General features: G+C 47.0%; 17 protein-coding genes. 3 read left to right on the top strand and 14 right to left on the bottom strand.

The genetic code is table 11. From position 1 onward, the window contains the following. The first annotated feature begins 2 nt into the window (after window positions 1–2). The gene (gene mutY, locus QUE60_RS08375) at window positions 3–1118 is read left to right on the top strand and encodes an A/G-specific adenine glycosylase (protein WP_286226733.1); all 1116 of its coding nucleotides are present in this window, start codon (window positions 3–5) and stop codon (window positions 1116–1118) included. Here mutY and rapZ read toward each other — a convergent pair. The 11 genes from rapZ to uvrA are packed head-to-tail and all read right to left on the bottom strand — an operon-like array spanning window position 1079 to window position 11609. Next, complete coding sequence (gene rapZ, locus QUE60_RS08370) at window positions 1079–1951, bottom strand: RNase adapter RapZ (RefSeq protein WP_286225296.1); 873 nt, start codon at window positions 1949–1951, stop codon at window positions 1079–1081. The two genes, mutY and rapZ, sit on opposite strands and share 40 nt — an antisense overlap. A gap of 1 nt (window position 1952) precedes the next feature. Further along, window positions 1953–2939, bottom strand: a complete 987-nt coding sequence (gene hprK, locus QUE60_RS08365) for an HPr(Ser) kinase/phosphatase (RefSeq protein ID WP_108509129.1) — start codon at window positions 2937–2939, stop codon at window positions 1953–1955. Beyond that, window positions 2936–3397 carry a PTS sugar transporter subunit IIA gene (locus QUE60_RS08360; RefSeq protein WP_286226732.1) on the bottom strand — a complete coding sequence of 154 codons (462 nt, stop codon included), beginning with the start codon at window positions 3395–3397 and terminating at the stop codon, window positions 2936–2938. The genes hprK and QUE60_RS08360 overlap by 4 nt, the downstream gene beginning before the upstream one ends. A gap of 27 nt (window positions 3398–3424) precedes the next feature. Continuing rightward, the gene (gene hpf, locus QUE60_RS08355) at window positions 3425–3754 is read right to left on the bottom strand and encodes a ribosome hibernation-promoting factor, HPF/YfiA family (protein WP_286223584.1); all 330 of its coding nucleotides are present in this window, start codon (window positions 3752–3754) and stop codon (window positions 3425–3427) included. A gap of 15 nt (window positions 3755–3769) precedes the next feature. Continuing rightward, window positions 3770–5089: an RNA polymerase factor sigma-54 gene (gene rpoN, locus QUE60_RS08350; RefSeq protein ID WP_286226731.1), complete on the bottom strand. Its 1320-nt coding sequence runs from the start codon at window positions 5087–5089 to the stop codon at window positions 3770–3772. Between the two features lie 59 nt (window positions 5090–5148). Then, window positions 5149–5901: an LPS export ABC transporter ATP-binding protein gene (lptB, locus tag QUE60_RS08345; RefSeq protein ID WP_286223582.1), complete on the bottom strand. Its 753-nt coding sequence runs from the start codon at window positions 5899–5901 to the stop codon at window positions 5149–5151. 1 nt (window position 5902) lies between these two features. Beyond that, on the bottom strand, window positions 5903–6439 hold the full coding sequence (locus tag QUE60_RS08340) for an LptA/OstA family protein (protein ID WP_286226730.1): 537 nt from the start codon (window positions 6437–6439) through the stop codon (window positions 5903–5905). Beyond that, the gene (gene lptC, locus QUE60_RS08335; RefSeq protein ID WP_286223580.1) at window positions 6436–7080 is read right to left on the bottom strand and encodes an LPS export ABC transporter periplasmic protein LptC; all 645 of its coding nucleotides are present in this window, start codon (window positions 7078–7080) and stop codon (window positions 6436–6438) included. The genes QUE60_RS08340 and lptC overlap by 4 nt, the downstream gene beginning before the upstream one ends. A gap of 11 nt (window positions 7081–7091) precedes the next feature. Beyond that, complete coding sequence (locus tag QUE60_RS08330) at window positions 7092–7667, bottom strand: KdsC family phosphatase (protein ID WP_286223579.1); 576 nt, start codon at window positions 7665–7667, stop codon at window positions 7092–7094. Window positions 7668–7670: 3 nt separating this feature from the next. Beyond that, window positions 7671–8660, bottom strand: coding sequence for a KpsF/GutQ family sugar-phosphate isomerase (locus QUE60_RS08325; protein ID WP_286226729.1), 990 nt, complete (start codon window positions 8658–8660; stop codon window positions 7671–7673). A gap of 36 nt (window positions 8661–8696) precedes the next feature. Further along, window positions 8697–11609 carry an excinuclease ABC subunit UvrA gene (gene uvrA, locus QUE60_RS08320; protein WP_286226728.1) on the bottom strand — a complete coding sequence of 971 codons (2913 nt, stop codon included), beginning with the start codon at window positions 11607–11609 and terminating at the stop codon, window positions 8697–8699. Window positions 11610–11646: 37 nt separating this feature from the next. Between uvrA and QUE60_RS08315 the strand changes: the two genes are divergently transcribed. Both QUE60_RS08315 and ssb read left to right on the top strand, forming a co-directional pair. After that, window positions 11647–12810, top strand: a complete 1164-nt coding sequence (locus tag QUE60_RS08315; protein ID WP_286226727.1) for an MFS transporter — start codon at window positions 11647–11649, stop codon at window positions 12808–12810. Between the two features lie 41 nt (window positions 12811–12851). Next, window positions 12852–13295 (top strand): single-stranded DNA-binding protein, encoded by a 444-nt coding sequence (gene ssb / locus QUE60_RS08310; RefSeq protein ID WP_108509118.1) that lies wholly within the window; start codon window positions 12852–12854, stop codon window positions 13293–13295. 2 nt (window positions 13296–13297) lie between these two features. Here ssb and queF read toward each other — a convergent pair whose 3' ends face one another. The 3 genes from queF to ilvA are packed head-to-tail and all read right to left on the bottom strand — an operon-like array spanning window position 13298 to window position 16582. Beyond that, window positions 13298–14137: an NADPH-dependent 7-cyano-7-deazaguanine reductase QueF gene (gene queF / locus QUE60_RS08305; RefSeq protein WP_286226726.1), complete on the bottom strand. Its 840-nt coding sequence runs from the start codon at window positions 14135–14137 to the stop codon at window positions 13298–13300. 8 nt (window positions 14138–14145) lie between these two features. Beyond that, window positions 14146–15060, bottom strand: a complete 915-nt coding sequence (locus tag QUE60_RS08300; protein ID WP_286226725.1) for a 5'-nucleotidase — start codon at window positions 15058–15060, stop codon at window positions 14146–14148. 1 nt (window position 15061) lies between these two features. Then, on the bottom strand, window positions 15062–16582 hold the full coding sequence (ilvA, locus tag QUE60_RS08295) for a threonine ammonia-lyase, biosynthetic (RefSeq protein ID WP_286226724.1): 1521 nt from the start codon (window positions 16580–16582) through the stop codon (window positions 15062–15064). Between the last annotated feature and the right edge of the window lie 32 nt (window positions 16583–16614).

Here is a 16614-nt window from a genome sequence, read left to right as displayed (position 1 = left end):
CTATGGGATTTCATTTTTCCCAGGCTTTAATTCGTTGGTCAAAGCATTATGGTCGTCAAGGTCTGCCCTGGCAAGGTCATCAAGATCCATATGCAGTTTGGGTATCGGAGATCATGTTACAGCAGACCCAGGTTAGTACTGTGATGCAGCGCTATCCACAATTTATGCGTCAATTTCCAACCGTCAAAGCGTTAGCCAGCGCAGATCTTGATGCGGTTATGGCTCTGTGGAGCGGATTGGGGTATTACTCGCGCGCACGTAATCTCCATCGTTGTTCCCAAGAGATCATGGCAAAGTATGCGGGCCAGTTCCCCAGAACGGCAAAAGAACTTGAGCAACTGCCCGGCATTGGCCGATCGACAGCAGGCGCAATTGCTGCCTTTGCATTCGAGGAGCGCGCCCCAATCCTAGATGCCAACGTGAAGCGGGTCATCAGCCGATTTTTTGGTGTTACAGGCGATCAACAAAGCCATGAGACAGTGCAATTACTGTGGGAACATGCAACAGCGCTTCTTCCCAAGTCAAAGTCTCAAATGCCTATTTACACACAAGCACTAATGGATTTTGGGGCTACCTGGTGCACCCCGAAGGCTGCTAAATGCCAAAGTCAGGATCAGATGTGCCCAATGAAGAGTGAGTGCAAAGCGTATGAGCTTGGTCAGGTCGACCTTATTCCAGCGAAAAAGAAGAAAAAAGAATCACCAACGTTTACAACAAATATCTTTTTGATTCGTTATCAGGATGAGATATTGCTTGAGAGGCGAGCTCCAAAAGCGATTTGGGGCGGACTCTATTCCTTAATCGAAACCCCATGGGAGCCGATCGAACCGAAAATAAATCGTTCAAAACCAAGTGACGTCACGAGCTTACTAAATCAAACTGTTCTTTCAAAGCTTTTATCAAAAAGCGATTTAGGGTCGATTGCCTCAGTTGAAAAAGGCCATGTAATCGAGCATGTATTTAGTCATCGACGGCTACGAATGCAACCATGGATCATTCATCTCAAACGGAAATGGTCGCACTTAAGCGCTACGCTCGATTGGATTTGCACAAGACGATTAAAAGAATACGGCCTGCCTCAGCCAATCCGGGTCTTCTTGGAATCGAGTTCTCGATGACGCTCTAAGACATATACGTCTTTGATGGCTGCCTGAGAGAATAATTGATTCAATTGATGTACGAGATAAACCGATCGGTGTTGACCGCCTGTGCAACCAATCGCTACCGTGAGATAGCTGCGACCATCTTTCAAATAGTGTGGCAACCATTTTTCGATATGTGTCTCAATATCAGTGAGCATTTGTGTGACCTCAGGAAACTGACACAAATAGTCCGCCACCGCTTGATCTAAGCCAGTTTGATCTCGCAGGGGCGCTTCGTAATGTGGGTTTGGGAGGCAGCGAACATCAAACACAATATCTGCCTCACTGGGTACGCCACCTTTGAATGCGAAGGACTCGAATATCAACGCTAGCCCAATGGGCCGCTCTTTTAATTGATCGGCGATCCAGTGCCGTAGTGTGTGGGCAGGAATGTGCCCAGTATCAATTTGTTGAGCTTCGCTTGCTAAAGGAGCGAGCAATTCTCGTTCCCTCTCAATCGCATCAATTAAGGTGGTCGATTGCGTTGGGTGGGAGAGTGGATGACGGCGGCGCGTTTCTGAGAAGCGCTGGACCAAGGTATTGGTGTCCGCGTTTAGAAACAACACATCAACCTGATGCTTGTGGCGTAGCTTTTCCAGAAGCGCAGGTAATTGAGAGATCGATTCTCCTCGTCTAGCATCAACTGCAATTGCAATATGCTGACGTTGTTCGCCCTCCATGGTCTTTACCAATTGCTCAATTAAAGACACTGGTAAGTTATCAACGCAATCGTAGCCAGCATCTTCAAACGCACGTAATGCTACTGATTTTCCTGAACCAGAGATGCCAGTAATGAGTTGGATGCGCATCTTATAAGAGACGGCCTTGGGATTTATTATGTTCGCTATCGAGATTCATTTGATTGCGTTGACGCTCAATAAAATCTTTGAGAGTATCAATGCCTCTTAGTTGCAAAATGGTGTTACGAACAGCAGCCTCAACGAGAACTGCTAAGTTTCGTCCAGCAGCCACCTGAATTTTCACGGTGCGAATTGGGATATCAAGAACCTCGACAAACTGGGATTCAATCGGCAAGCGTTCGAACTCACCATCATTGCGACGAACCAGCTGCACAATTAAGCGGAGTTTCAACTTCCGTCGAACCGCGGTTTCACCAAAGATCGTCCGAATATCCAGTAAACCTAAACCACGAACTTCGAGAAGATCGCGCAAAATCTCAGGACAGCGACCTTCAATGTAGTCTGGCCCGAGTCGTGTAAAGTCAACCGCATCATCGGCTACTAAACCATGACCACGAGAAATTAGTTCGAGACCGAGCTCGCTCTTGCCTAAGCCGGATTCACCAGTAATTAAGACGCCAAGACCTAAGATGTCCATAAAAACGCCGTGCATCGTAATGCAAGGCGCCCCAATCTTGGTTAAGTAAAACCGCAGGTGATCAATGACCTCTGCAGCAGAAGTATTGGTCGCAAAGAGGGGAGTGGAGGAACGTTGGCAATAGAGTTGTAATTCCTCATCTGCTTTGCAGCCGTCGGCCACAATAATGCAGGGCGGCTTACTCGCGATCAGAGAGGAGATTTGGGTTTGACGTTCAGCACTTGGTAGTTTGGCGTGATAGTCAATCTCTTGATTCCCGAATATCTGAATTCGGCTTGGATGAATCATATTTAAATGCCCAACCAAATCAGAGGAGGCGGCCGCAGACTTGACGGCATCAGCGTTGAATTTTCGGTCAGCGCCCTCGAGGCCGCTGATCCAAGACAGCTTTAAATCCCCAATATTTTCATCGAAGATCTGTTGGGCTGTGACGTCTTCCAGTAAAAGTTGCTGGCTCATTGCAAAGCCTCCCAGTGGCAAATCAAGTCCCTAACTTTCTCAGGATCAGTCTCATTTTGCAACTGGTCAAGGGTTTGGGGGTTGGTGAGTAGCTGAGCAATGACCGCTAGGATTTCAAGATGTTCCTGGGTTGCCTTTTCTGGAACCAATAGAAAAAGGAGGAGTGAAACGGGTTTGCCGTCTGGGGCCCCAAACTCAATTGGGGTTTGGAGCTTAAAAAGAGCCGCACATGGCTCTTGTAAGCCTTTAATTCGTCCATGAGGTATGGCTACACCGAATCCAAGACCAGTTGAACCCAGAGCTTCCCGGGCATTTAGGAAACTTAAGACAGTCTCGGACGGAATTTGAAGTTTGGTCGCAAAATACTGACCAGCATTTTCGAATGCCTGCGCCTTGTTAGACGCTTGTGCATTCAAATTAATGCTGTCAGTAGTAAATAGGCGACTAAGAACATTCATGACCCCTGATTATAGGGGTCAATACACTTAATTTTGCAGCTGATGTTTATCGTGATGGTGATCTTGGATTCGCTCTTTATGCTTGATAACTTGTCGGTCGAGTTTATCGATGACGGCATCCATTGCGTGATACAAATCTTCGTGATGCGCCTGAGCAAATAACTCCTTTCCCTTGAGATGAAGAGTCAATTCAGCCGTTTGTCTTAATCCTTTTTCTTTTGCTTTATCAATCATGAGAAATGCAGAGGCATCAATCACATGATCAAAATGCTTACGAATTCGTTCTAGACGATTTTCTAAGTGATCACGAATGCCTGGAGTAACTTCGAGATGACGGCTGTTGATGCGTAAATTCATTATAAACCTCCATGATTAATGCCTACGCAAATGCATGGCTGGGATGCGCAGTGAGTCCCGATACTTCGCTACTGTGCGCCGAGCAACCGCATACCCTTGGTTTTCTAAAATCATTGCAATCGAGTGATCAGAGATTGGTTTACCAGGAGACTCATTGGCCACGATACGACGAATAATTTCATGAACCGCGGTTGTGGAGACTCGATCACCTTGCTCTGAGGCAATGGAATGACTAAAGAAATGTTTTAGTTCAAATAAACCCAAGGGGCAACTTAAGTACTTTTGCTTCGTTACACGAGATACAGTAGATTCATGCAACTCTAGGTTATCAGCGATTTCTCGTAAAACCAATGGGCGGAGTGCAATATCCCCAGACTCAAAGAAGGATTGTTGCCGTGCAACGACCTCAGAAGCCACGCGCAGTATGGTTTCTTCCCGTTGTTGAATATTTTTTAATAACCATTTTGCTTCTGTCATTTTTTGGCGCATTGCACCAATATCGGCATGGTCACGGTGTTCAGAGATGATGTTGATATATTCTTGATTTAATGAGACTTTTGGAACGGCTTCCTCATTACGTTTAGCAAGCCATAGGTTGCGCTTTTTGTAAACGACAATATCTGGGGTCACCAACTGATCAATGCCATCGTCATAATTGGCTGCCGGATGATGGTTAAGCGTTTTAATTTTCCGAATTGCCGCCTCAATACTGCTTTCAGATTTACCCAAAAGAACCTTTAACTTTGCATACTCTCGATTTGCCACCTTACTTAAGTGGGATTTACAAATTTGTAGGGCAAGCGAAAGAGTGGCCCTTTCTTCAGGGGTAATAGTTGCCTGCTTTAGCTTTTCTTGAAGTTGGATGCATAGACATTCGCTCAGATCGCGTGCGCCAACACCAATAGGCTCTAATTGCTGTAAGTGGCCTAATGCTATTTGTAATTCAGCGAGGGTGTACTGCTCCTGAAAACGTTCAGCGATTTCAAGGGTGATGATTTCAAGGCTTTCAGTTAGAAAGCCGCGCTCATCGAGACATGCTGCCAAGTAGTGAACTGCCGCTTTAAGTCTCGGGTTGATATTCATTACCCGAATTTGTTCAGCGAGGGCAGTTTGAAGCGAGATTTGATTCGGTATTTGTTCAAGTCCATCACCCTCACTACGCGTGGAGTGATGAGCCGCGCCAGGTTCAAATTCGATGATTGGATTATCGAGAGCGGCTTTTTCAAGCTCTTGCTCAAGTTCGAGATTCGAGAGCATTAAGAGCCTCACAGCTTGTTGAAGTTGTGGGCTGAGGCTGGCTTGTTGGCCTAGTCGGGGACTAATCGAAAAGCGCATGAATCCATTCTAGGAAGGCTTCACGGTCGCCAATCGCAAAAATTCACCAAATTGGTGCACTACATGCGGAAGTTTTCTCCCAAATAAACCCTTCGAACCGCATCATTTTGAATAATTTCATCAGGCTTACCAGCGGCGAGAACGCTTCCCTCGCTAATAATGTAAGCGTGGTCGCAAATGCCGAGAGTCTCGCGCACATTGTGATCGGTGATCAGAACCCCAATTTGGCGGTCCCTTAGAAAACGCACAATCCGTTGGATTTCGCCTACAGCAATCGGATCAACACCTGCAAACGGCTCATCGAGCAGGATAAATTTAGGTGAAGAGGCAAGTGCCCTCGCAATTTCAACTCGCCGCCGCTCCCCCCCTGACAGGGAAAGGGCTGGATTATTGCGCAAGTGACTAATTTGTAATTCGCCTAGTAGCTCATCTAAACGAGCCTGAATTTGCTTTTTGCTTAATGGTTTGCCATTCGTTTCTTGAAGCTCTAATACGGCTTGTATATTTTCCGCCACATTCAATTTACGAAAAACAGAAGCCTCTTGGGGTAAATAAGATAGTCCCATTCGAGCACGCTGGTGAATCGGAAGATGGCTAATTTTCTTTTGATTTAAGCGAATATCCCCGCCATCGAGCGGGACCAAGCCAACAATCATGTAAAACGAGGTTGTTTTGCCAGCACCATTAGGTCCCAATAAGCCAACGACCTCACCGCTTGCGACCTCAATACTGACATCACGTACAACTGTGCGAGAGCCATACCGCTTTTGCAGCGATGTCGCTTGAAGAACGGAGGGAGAAGCCGAGGTCATCTTATTGAACAAGCACTTTTTTTCTGGGAGCCAAGATTGCCCTTGATTGCGGGGGACGACTTAGGTCCAACTTTTGTGGTTTGATCTGATAACTCTCTTTAACATCTTCATATTCAATTTGCCAACCTTGGAGTTGATCGAGCATTTGCATATTGAGTAGGCGCTTGACGGTGGCATTACCAACCAACAAAAGCCTTTCCTTCTGATCATCATAAAGAATATCTTTGGCGATCCCTTGCATAAACTCATCTTGCAGGGTTTCGCGACGTTGGCGCATTGAGGCTGGTAAATTAGACTTTCCGTTTAGGTCAATCATTTGATAGCCCTCTGGGGTGACTAGGACAAAGCCGCGCTCACCCGTGCCGACCATGCTGCCGCGTATTAAAAGAACATCACCGGTTAGAGTGTATTTTTGCTTTAGATCATCAAGATCAACTTGATCGGCATTAATGATCAACGGCTTGTCTCGATCAGCCTGATTGGCATTGGCAGACAGGGAGAGCGCACTAAGAGCCAGGATAAAAATCAGGGTTCTCAATTACGACCCTTTTGCTCAGCAGGCTCGATTCGACCACGTACTTGCCCTTTAAGGCTTGCGCTGTGATCGACGTTATTAAACGTTCCACCACCACTTGAATTCATGATCGACATTCCCTGTTGAAGCTCTAATGGTTTATCGGTACGCACAATATCATCATTAATTAAAACTTGGAAGTAACTTGAGCGGGCCAGTAATTGGGGGGCAGCCTTGCGATCCCCCAAAGCCTCTTGAGCCGGACGAAAAATTTCACCATTTTCATACAGATCCAAGATCGTTAAATCACCATCAATATGACCACGCTCGGCCCGTACTGTAACGGGTGCGCCCTGATCTTGAAAGATACGAATCCGCGGACGCTCTAGATCGATCGATGCATCGTCTTCATAGTGAATTAGTTTTCTTCCCAAAACACGGTATTTTGTTTGTCCTTGCTCATCGAGATTGGATAGAGTTGCATTTTTGAGAATGTAATCCGGTACGTGTTGTGGCACGCGTGCTAGTGCAAGCGACTCAGGCGGTGTACTGCGCTTGACTAGCCAGAAGGTGGCCAAAGTTAGCGAGCCCATTAACAAAAAGGGAAGGACACGTAATAAACCGCGTACGATCCATAAATAAATAATGTGCCGAGAAAGTCTCATGAAGAGTTTGCCTAGCCTCTGGCTTTGGCTAGTAGCGAATCGTAATGCCCCTGGGCTTTGAGGATTAAATCACAGGCTTCACGAACCGCACCAAAGCCACCTTTGGCCTGCGTGACATAGTGGGCGGTTTGACGGACCGCTTCGTGGGCCTGAGCAGGAGCAATTCGCAAGCCCGCAGATTGCATGATCGATAAGTCAGGCCAATCATCTCCCATCACTGCTAGGTCGATGGCAGGATTAAAGGTAACCCGTTGCTGTAATTCTAGGAGTGCTAATTTTTTATCACTGACACCAGTAAATGCATGCGTAATACCGAGTTCATCACAGCGCCCAAGCACCATTTTTGAGTGACGACCGGTAATGACGGCACACTCAACCCCAACGCTTTGAAGAAGTTTGATGCCAAAGCCATCCTGAATATCAAAGCCCTTGATTGATTCTTTTCCGTCTGGCCCAAAAAAAACCTGACCATTGGTGAGAACGCCATCGACATCAAGTACCAATATACGAACTTGCGCTGCTCGCTCGAGTGCTTGAGGATAGTTAGTTAATGGGTTTGTAGTGTGTGATTGAAGAGTCGGTGCCATCAATTAAATTACCTTAGCTGCAAATAAGTCATGCAAGTTGAGGGCGCCTAGTAAGCGTTTTTCAGGATCAGCCACAATTAAGTGATTAATCCGATGTTGCTCCATCATTGCGATGGCTTCTTCAGCAATTAAATCAGGCGGTATGGTTCTTGGGTTAGGGGTCATGGCGTCTGCCAGACTAATTGAGTCGATGCTTGCCTGTTTTTCGAGCAAACGTCGTAGATCCCCATCGGTCAGAATACCTAATACTTGGTTGGTGTCATTCACAATCACGACCAAACCCATCTTTTGACCACTCATTTCTGCAAGTGCTTCTACAAACGATGCCTTTACATTGATTTTGGGAGTGCTTGAGAGATCACGCATGACCTCTGAGACATGGGCAATTAATTTTCGACCTAGTCTTCCGCCGGGGTGAGAGCGTAAAAAGTCTTCCGCTTTAAAGCCTCGAGCATCCAATAGAGAAACAGCGAGTGCATCACCCATAGCCAGGGCTGCCGTCGTGCTAGTTGTTGGTGCCATATTGAGCGGGCAAGCTTCTTTGTCAACACTAATATCAAGATGTGCATCTGCCAATTTAGCAAGTGAAGAATTAGGATCCCCTGTTAAGGCAATTAATTTTGCGCCAGTTCGTTTAATGATGGGGACAATCGTGAGTAATTCGTCGGTTTCACCGGAGTTTGAAATCGCTACGAATACATCATCACGAGTGACCATGCCTAAATCGCCATGACTTGCCTCGGCGGGATGCACAAAAAATGCGGGAGAACCGGTTGATGCAAAGGTGGCGGCTACTTTTCGGGCGATGTGACCTGACTTGCCGATTCCTGAAACAACAATTCGGCCGCGGCATTGTTCGAGAAGCTGAACCGAAAGCAGCAAGGCTGACTGCCCATCTTGGGCTAAGCGATCCCGCATTTTGCGAATCGCATCCGCTTCTAAATCAAGGGTGGTGCAGGCTAATTCCAGAGCGCGTTGGTTCTTTGCATTCATGGGGATAAGTATATGCTGACTACCCCTTTGCAGGATCTAAAGCCCAAGTTTTTCGAGATCTTTTTTCTTGATGGGGCTTGAATTAGCCTGCTTTTTAAGGAGGGGCTTTAAGTATTTTCCGGTAAAGCTAGCAGGGTGATTTGCGACCTCTTCGGGAGTACCAGTGGCAATAATTTGACCACCGCCAGCGCCCCCATTCGGCCCAAGATCAATTAACCAGTCAGCGGTTTTGATCACATCCAGATTGTGCTCAATGATCACCACGGTGTTCCCTTGCTTTTTCAGGGTATGAATCACCTCAAGCAATAGTTTGATGTCATGAAAATGCAATCCCGTGGTTGGTTCATCAAGGATGTAAAGGGTCCGTCCCGTATCCCGCTTGGAGAGTTCTAGCGAGAGCTTGACACGCTGCGCCTCGCCCCCCGAAAGGGTGGTGGCACTTTGGCCCAGGCAGACATATCCCAAACCAACATCGAGCAAGGTCTTAAGTTTGCGTTTAACTACCGGAACGGCTTCAAAGAATTCATGGGCTTGCTCCACCGTCATAGACAGAACTTCATGAATATTCTTGCCTTTATAGCGAATATCCAAGGTCTCACGGTTATAGCGCTTGCCATGACACACATCGCAAGGTACATAGACATCGGGCAAGAAATGCATTTCGACCTTGAGAACGCCGTCACCCTCACAGGTTTCGCAGCGGCCACCTTTGACATTAAAGGAGAATCGACCTGCTTCATATCCCCGTTCACGAGCAGCTGGGACCCCAGCAAAGAGTTCTCGGATCGGAGTAAATAGGCCCGTATAGGTTGCGGGATTCGAGCGTGGTGTGCGGCCAATCGGCGATTGATCCACATTAATCACTTTGTCAAAGTGTTCAATACCGTCGATATGATCATGTTCAGCTGGTTCAGCGCTCGAGCCATAAAGGTGTTGGGCAACCGCATGATGCAAGGTGTCGTTAATTAAAGTTGACTTACCAGAGCCAGATACGCCAGTGACACAAGTTAATAAGCCAACGGGGATGTGTGCATCCACTTTTTGCAAATTGTTACCACTCGCACCGATGATGCTTAAAAAGCGCCCATCATGTTCGGTGCGTTTTTGGGGAACTGCAATTTTTTCTTGGCCAGATAAGTAGGCACCTGTTAATGAATTAGGATGATGTTCGACTTCGCTTGGCGTTCCAGTGGCAACAATTTTTCCACCATGTACGCCCGCCCCAGGTCCAATATCGATGACATAGTCTGAGGCCCGTATCATGTCCTCGTCGTGCTCTACAACCAATACGCTGTTACCAAGATCGCGCAGGTGTTTGAGGGTTGCAATTAAGCGATCGTTATCGCGTTGATGTAATCCAATTGAAGGTTCATCGAGTACATACATCACGCCTGTGAGTCCAGAGCCAATTTGTGAGGCAAGCCGGATTCGTTGTGCTTCGCCACCCGAAAGGGTATCGGCGCTTCGTTCTAAAGATAAGTAATCTAGACCCACGTCATTTAAAAAGCGCAAACGCGAGGCGATCTCTTTAATGATTTTGTCAGCAATTTCGCGTTTAGCACCCTTTAATTGGATGGTATTGAAATAGTCTTGAGCTTCACGCAAAGGTAGAGCACTGATTTCATAAATGGCGCGCGCTTGCTGACCATCGCCCACTTTGACAAAGCGCGCCTCCTTGCGTAAACGGGTACCGCCGCAATCTGGACAAGCACGAATATTTTGATAGCGTGCTAATTCTTCTCGAACAGCCGACGAATCAGTTTCTCGATAGCGCCGCTCAAAATTAGCAAGGATTCCCTCAAAGGCATGTTCGCGCACAACCGAGCGACCCTTTTCATTCAGGTACTCAAATGGAATGGTTGTATCCCCGGATCCGTAGAGGATCAGGTCCTGGGCTTTTTTGGGTAATTTCTCAAAAGGCTTTTCAAGATCAAAGCCGCCAAACTTCGCTAAGGTTTGCAAGAGCTTGAAGTAAAACTGGTTGCGGCGATCCCAACCTTTGATAGCTCCTGCTGCGAGCGACAAGTCAGGGTGTGCCACAACCCGCTTGGGGTCAAAAAAGGAGATGTGACCAAGTCCATCGCAGCTAGGGCAGGCTCCCATCGGATTATTAAAGGAAAAGAGACGAGGTTCAAGTTCTTGTAATGAGTAGGAGCAAATGGGGCAAGCAAATTTGCTAGAAAAGATGGTTTCTTCCCCAGTGTCCATATTGACTACCATGGCCTTACCATCGGCGAGTCGTAGGGCGGTTTCAAATGACTCGGCAAGCCGTTGTTGAATATCCTCTTTGACGCGAATTCGATCAACCACGACTTCAATTGAGTGCTTATCATTTTTCTTGAGTTGCGGTAGACGATCAGCTTCAACGATCTCGGCTTTGGCGGCGTTACTCGTGCCACCGCCAGAGCGAATGCGAAAACGCACAAACCCCTGAGCTTGGAGATTTTCAAATAAGTCAACGAACTCACCTTTGCGTTCACTCACCACAGGAGCCAAGATCATCAGTTTGGCATCGGCTGGCATTGCCATAACCGTATCAACCATTTGCGAGACGCTCTGTGCCTCAAGAGGTAAAGCATGATCTGGGCAGTAGGGGGTGCCCGCCCTCGCGAAGAGTAGACGCAAGTAATCATGAATCTCAGTGACAGTGCCAACGGTTGAGCGCGGGTTATGGCTAGTTGCTTTCTGTTCGATGGAGATTGCGGGAGATAAACCCTCAATTACATCCACATCGGGTTTTTCCATTAACTGAAGAAATTGGCGCGCATAGGCTGAGAGTGATTCAACATAGCGACGCTGTCCTTCGGCATAGAGCGTATCGAAAGCCAAAGAGCTTTTGCCAGAACCGGATAAGCCGGTCAACACTACCAGCTTCTCGCGGGGGATATCCAGATTGATATTTTTTAGATTGTGGGTTCGGGCCCCACGGATTTTGATTTCGTTATTCATGATTTTTCAGCGTAACTTGTTAATATAGCCTTTTCCCATGAACTCTTCCGAATTACGCTCAACCCTTGCCCTTGCCGGTATCTTTGGCTTGCGAATGCTGGGACTTTTCTTGCTGTTACCCGTTTTCTCCTTGCATGCCAAGGATTTACCGGGGGGAGAGAATGCCTTATGGGTCGGTTTGGCCCTTGGAATTTTTAATATTGTTCAGGCCTTTTTCCATATTCCTCTAGGAATTCTTTCGGATCGGGTAGGTCGTAAGCCGGTCGTTTTATGGGGATTGAGTTTATTTATTGCTGGCGCATTGATTGCAGCCAGTCGTGATGATTTGTTGTGGATTGCCATTGGGCGAGGACTTATGGGGGCGGGCGCAATCTCTGCCGCAGTGTCTGCCTGGGTAGCAGATTTAACGCGCGAGCAAGTAAGAACTGCGGCAATGGCGATTGTGGGAGGAAGTATTGGCATCTCGTTTGCCCTTTCATTGGTGATTGCGACGCCAATTTATCGGGCCATTGGCCTTGATGGTATGTTCTTGTTATTGGCACTGTTGGGCTTGATTGGGTTTTTGGTTGCCTGGCTCTTGGTACCAAGTCCTCCAAAGCAAATTCGGGGTGAACATCAGCCTCTGATGCAAATTTTTCTAAGACCTGAATTATTCCGGCTCAATGTGGGAGTGTTTGTGCTTAATGCCACCCAAGTAGCCATGTTCCTGGTTGTGCCGCGCTTACTCGTGGATGCGGGCATGCCCTTAGATGACCATTGGAAAATTTACTTTCCAGTGGTCGTTGTTTCATTCTTTTTGATGTTGCCTGGAATTATTTATGGAGAAAAGAAAAAGAAATTACGGCTTGTATTACTTACAGCTGTTGTCATCCTATTGATTGCACAAATCATCTTCTTGCAAGCTCATTCCATAACAACCATTGTCAGTGCATTGTTGATTTACTTTATCGGATTTAATTTACTCGAAGCCTTGCAACCCTCGATGGTATCGCGTTGGGCCAAAGATGAAAAAGGAGCGGCATTGGGCATCTACAACACGACTCAGTCTGTCGGATTATTTACCGGTGCAGCGCTCGGCGGACTCATGATGCAGATCTTTGGCAACCTTTCGGTATTCATTGGGGGCACTGTTTTGATCATTGCCTGGCTTATAATTGCTTGGCCAATGCGTGATATTCCATCGTCGCAAACCGCAAAGTAGCTTTAGCCACACTTTTTATTTAATTTTCTTCGGGAGACAAAATGGCTTCAGTCAATAAAGTCATCATCGTTGGTAATGTTGGGCGTGACCCAGAAACTCGGTATATGCCCAGTGGTGACGCTGTCACCAATATTTCAGTGGCCACTTCAGATCGCTATAAAGATAAGCAAACAGGCGAGATGAAAGAGAATACCGAATGGCATCGTATTGCCTTTTTCGGTAAGTTGGCTGAAATTGCGGGTCAATATCTCAAAAAAGGTTCACAGGTTTATGTCGAGGGCCGCTTGCGGACTCGAAAGTGGACGGATCAAAGTGGACAAGAAAAGTATTCCACCGAGATCATTGCTGACAGCATGCAAATGCTCGGTGCGCGAATGGCTGGTTCCGGAGAGGAATCGTCAGGCGGTCGTTCTAAGCCTGCTGAGAGTTCATCTAGTCCAAGCGCGAACGCACTTGATGCAATGGATGATGATATTCCGTTCTAGTATTACTGCCTGGCGTGACGAATATTGTTAGGCCAGGCAGCATTGAAATCCGTCCGAAACGGATTAATATCTAAACCACCTCGTCGGGTGTAGCGCGCATAAACGGAGAGTTTTTCTGGTTGGCAGCGTCTCTTAATATCCCAAAAGATTTTTTCAACACAGTGTTCGTGAAATTCACCAAGCTGACGAAAGCCAATCAGGTAGCGCAATAGCCCTTCCTCATCGATAGGCCGACCCTGGTAATGAATTTGTACACTGGCCCAATCGGGTTGACCGGTAACCGGGCAATTGGATTTCAGTAAATGCGAGACCAGAGTTTGTGTAACCGGGGCTGAGTTTTGATCTGCACATAGAAGTAGCGGGTCAGCAATCTGTGTTTGATCGACTTCAATATCAAGGCGATCGAGAAGTTGACCAGCCAGTTCTTGCATTAGTGGATATTTTTTTTGATCTTGTATTGCGGATGGGTCAAGCAACTTGATTTGCAATGAACTACCCAGGGCCGAAGCTAAATCATGACTCAGGCACTTACGTACCGCATCACTATTTTCAAAATGATGCTGGTTGAGGCTATTGAGATAAAGTTTGAACGACTTTGACTCAATCATGCATGGTGACTCTGCAGGAATCGCAAATTCAGCCAATGCGATTTGTGGTTTGCCTTTGGGGTTTAGCCAGCTCAATTCAAAGGCATTCCAAAGGTCAATTCCTAAAAACGGTAGAGGTGAGCCTTCCTCAATACCTAGTATTTTGCGATTCTCAGCCCGAGGGATGGGAAATAGCAAACCTGGGTCATATTGATTGGGGTAAGCACTTTGCTGACCGAGAACAAATTCAGACATAGAAAAATTTAGGCTTTAGACCGGTTGGTATTACTAACCCCAGAAATTACATGCCCTGTTGGGGCTACGCTGGAGGCGGCATTGCAATGACCGGTCTGATCATCAAAGAAAAAGTCGGGCTCGAACTCTTTGAGAAATTCGCGCTTGGATAGACCCCCAAGAAACATCGCCTCATCTACATCAATTCCCCAGTTCATCAGGGTGCGAATGGCACGTTCATGGGCCGGTGCGGAGCGGGCTGTTACTAAAGCAGTCCGGATACGCATTTCATTTTTAGGCAGAGCCTCCGTTTGCAGTTGGTGAAGGGCGGCTAGCAAGGGCTTAAAGGGACCTGGTGGCAATGGAATGGCAGCACGTTGACTTTCATGATCAACAAATGCTTTTAGACCCTGATCCTGAAAAACTTGTTCGGCCTCATCTGAAAATAAAACAGCATCTCCGTCAAAGGCGATGCGGATTTCATTAGGGTTGTTCTCGGCCATTTTGGTTGATTCTGGGTAGACGCGCGCAGCCGGAAAGCCGGTATCAAGCGTGGCACGCACGTCTTCCTCATTCGCTGATAAAAAAAGGTTGGCTTGCAGCGATTTTAAGTAGTGATACGGCGGCCTACCGCGGGTAAAGACGCCGCGTTCAATGCTAAGTCCATGGTGTTTGGCAGAACGAAATACGCGTAAACCACTGACCGGATCGTTACGTGAAAGGATTACAACTTCAACACGTGGTTGATCTTGATTAAAGCGGAGTAATTTTTTAACAAGAGGAAAAGCAACACCCACTTGGGCTGGAATCGCTAGGCGTTCTAGTTGCAATTTCATGTAGGCACTGTCATCACTTTGTTCAAACAGGCGGTTTTCCTCTTCAAAATCAAAGAGTGCTCTCGATGAAATGGCAACGACTAGTTTTCCAGCGAGGGTATAGGACATCTTATTTTAGAAATAGGCGGTACGCAGGATTCTTACTCTCATCCCAATGAGGATAGCCTAAAGTCTTTAAAAATTGTTTAAAGGCCAGCTGTTCGTTCTTCGGCACCTGAATTCCTAATAAGATTTGTCCATAATCGGCCCCATGATTACGGTAATGAAACAAGCTGATATTCCAGTTCGGGGCCAGGCTATCTAGAAAGCGCATCAGCGCACCTGGGCGTTCTGGAAACTCAAAGCGGTAGAGTAGTTCATCTTTGGCCAAAGCGGAACTACCACCAACCATGTGTCTTAGATGCGTTTTGGCCAATTCATCATGGCTTAGATCAATGGTTGCAAATCCGGCTTTACGAAAGGCACTGGCAATTGTTTTGTTGTCACCCGCCCGTTGGGTCCCGATGCCAACAAAAATATGCGCTTGGTCGGCATGTGCGATGCGATAGTTAAATTCAGTGACATTGCGTTTACCGAGCATTTTGCAAAACGCTTTAAAAGAGCCTCGCTCTTCAGGAATGGTGACCGCAAAGATTGCCTCACGAAATTCACCCACATCGGCACGTTCAGCCACAAATCGTAGACGACTAAAATTCATATTGGCACCACACGCAATGGCTACCAAGGTTTTCTTTTTGAGATGATGCTTCTCAACATATTTTTTTAAACCTGCGATAGCGAGTGCGCCTGCGGGCTCCAAAATACTGCGCGTATCAGTAAAGACATCGTTGATCGCAGCGCAGATTTCATCCGTATCGACTAAGACAATGTCGTCAACTACCTGTTGGCAGATCTTAAAGGTCTCCTTGCCCACCTGCTTGACCGCGGTGCCATCTGAGAACAGACCAACTTCCTTCAGTTCAACACGCTTGCCTAGTTGCAAAGACTGTTTCATCGCATCTGAGTCAACCGTTTGCACACCAATCACTTTGATCTTTGGCCTAACTGATTTGATGTAGGCGCCGATTCCTGAGATTAGGCCTCCTCCGCCAATTGCCACAAAAATGGCATCAATTGGATCGGGGTGTTGATCGAGGATTTCTTTAGCAATCGTGCCTTGACCAGCAATGACGTCTGGATCATCAAAAGGGTGGATAAAGGTGTACCCCTTCTTTTTCTGAAGCAGTTGAGCTTCTTGATAGGCATCGCTGTAAGAATCACCGGTCAAGACCAGTTCCACCCACTTGCCACCGTGAGCCTTCACTGCATCAATTTTGACTTGAGGGGTAGTGATTGGCATCACGATCACCGCCTTGCATTTGAGTTTAGCGGCGGACAGTGCAACACCTTGCGCATGATTACCGGCAGAGGCGGCAATCACCCCCTTTTTAAGAGCCGCCGGGCTCAATCCGGCCATTTTGTTATATGCACCGCGCAACTTAAATGAGAAGACCGGTTGACTGTCTTCGCGCTTTAAAAGAATCGTGTTTTGAAAGCGTGCGCTTAGATCCCGAGCCTTCTCTAATTCTGTTTTGCGTGCAACATCGTAGACCTTGGCGTTCTCAATTCGGCTTAAATAATCATTTTTCATCACGAAAGCGTACCATGCTTAGTACATAAGTC

The organism is Polynucleobacter sp. HIN11, assembly GCF_030297675.1.
In the GTDB taxonomy this organism is placed as follows: domain Bacteria; phylum Pseudomonadota; class Gammaproteobacteria; order Burkholderiales; family Burkholderiaceae; genus Polynucleobacter.
The sequence above is the reverse complement of the archived record's forward strand: the minus strand, read 5'-3'. Positions and strand labels throughout refer to the sequence as shown.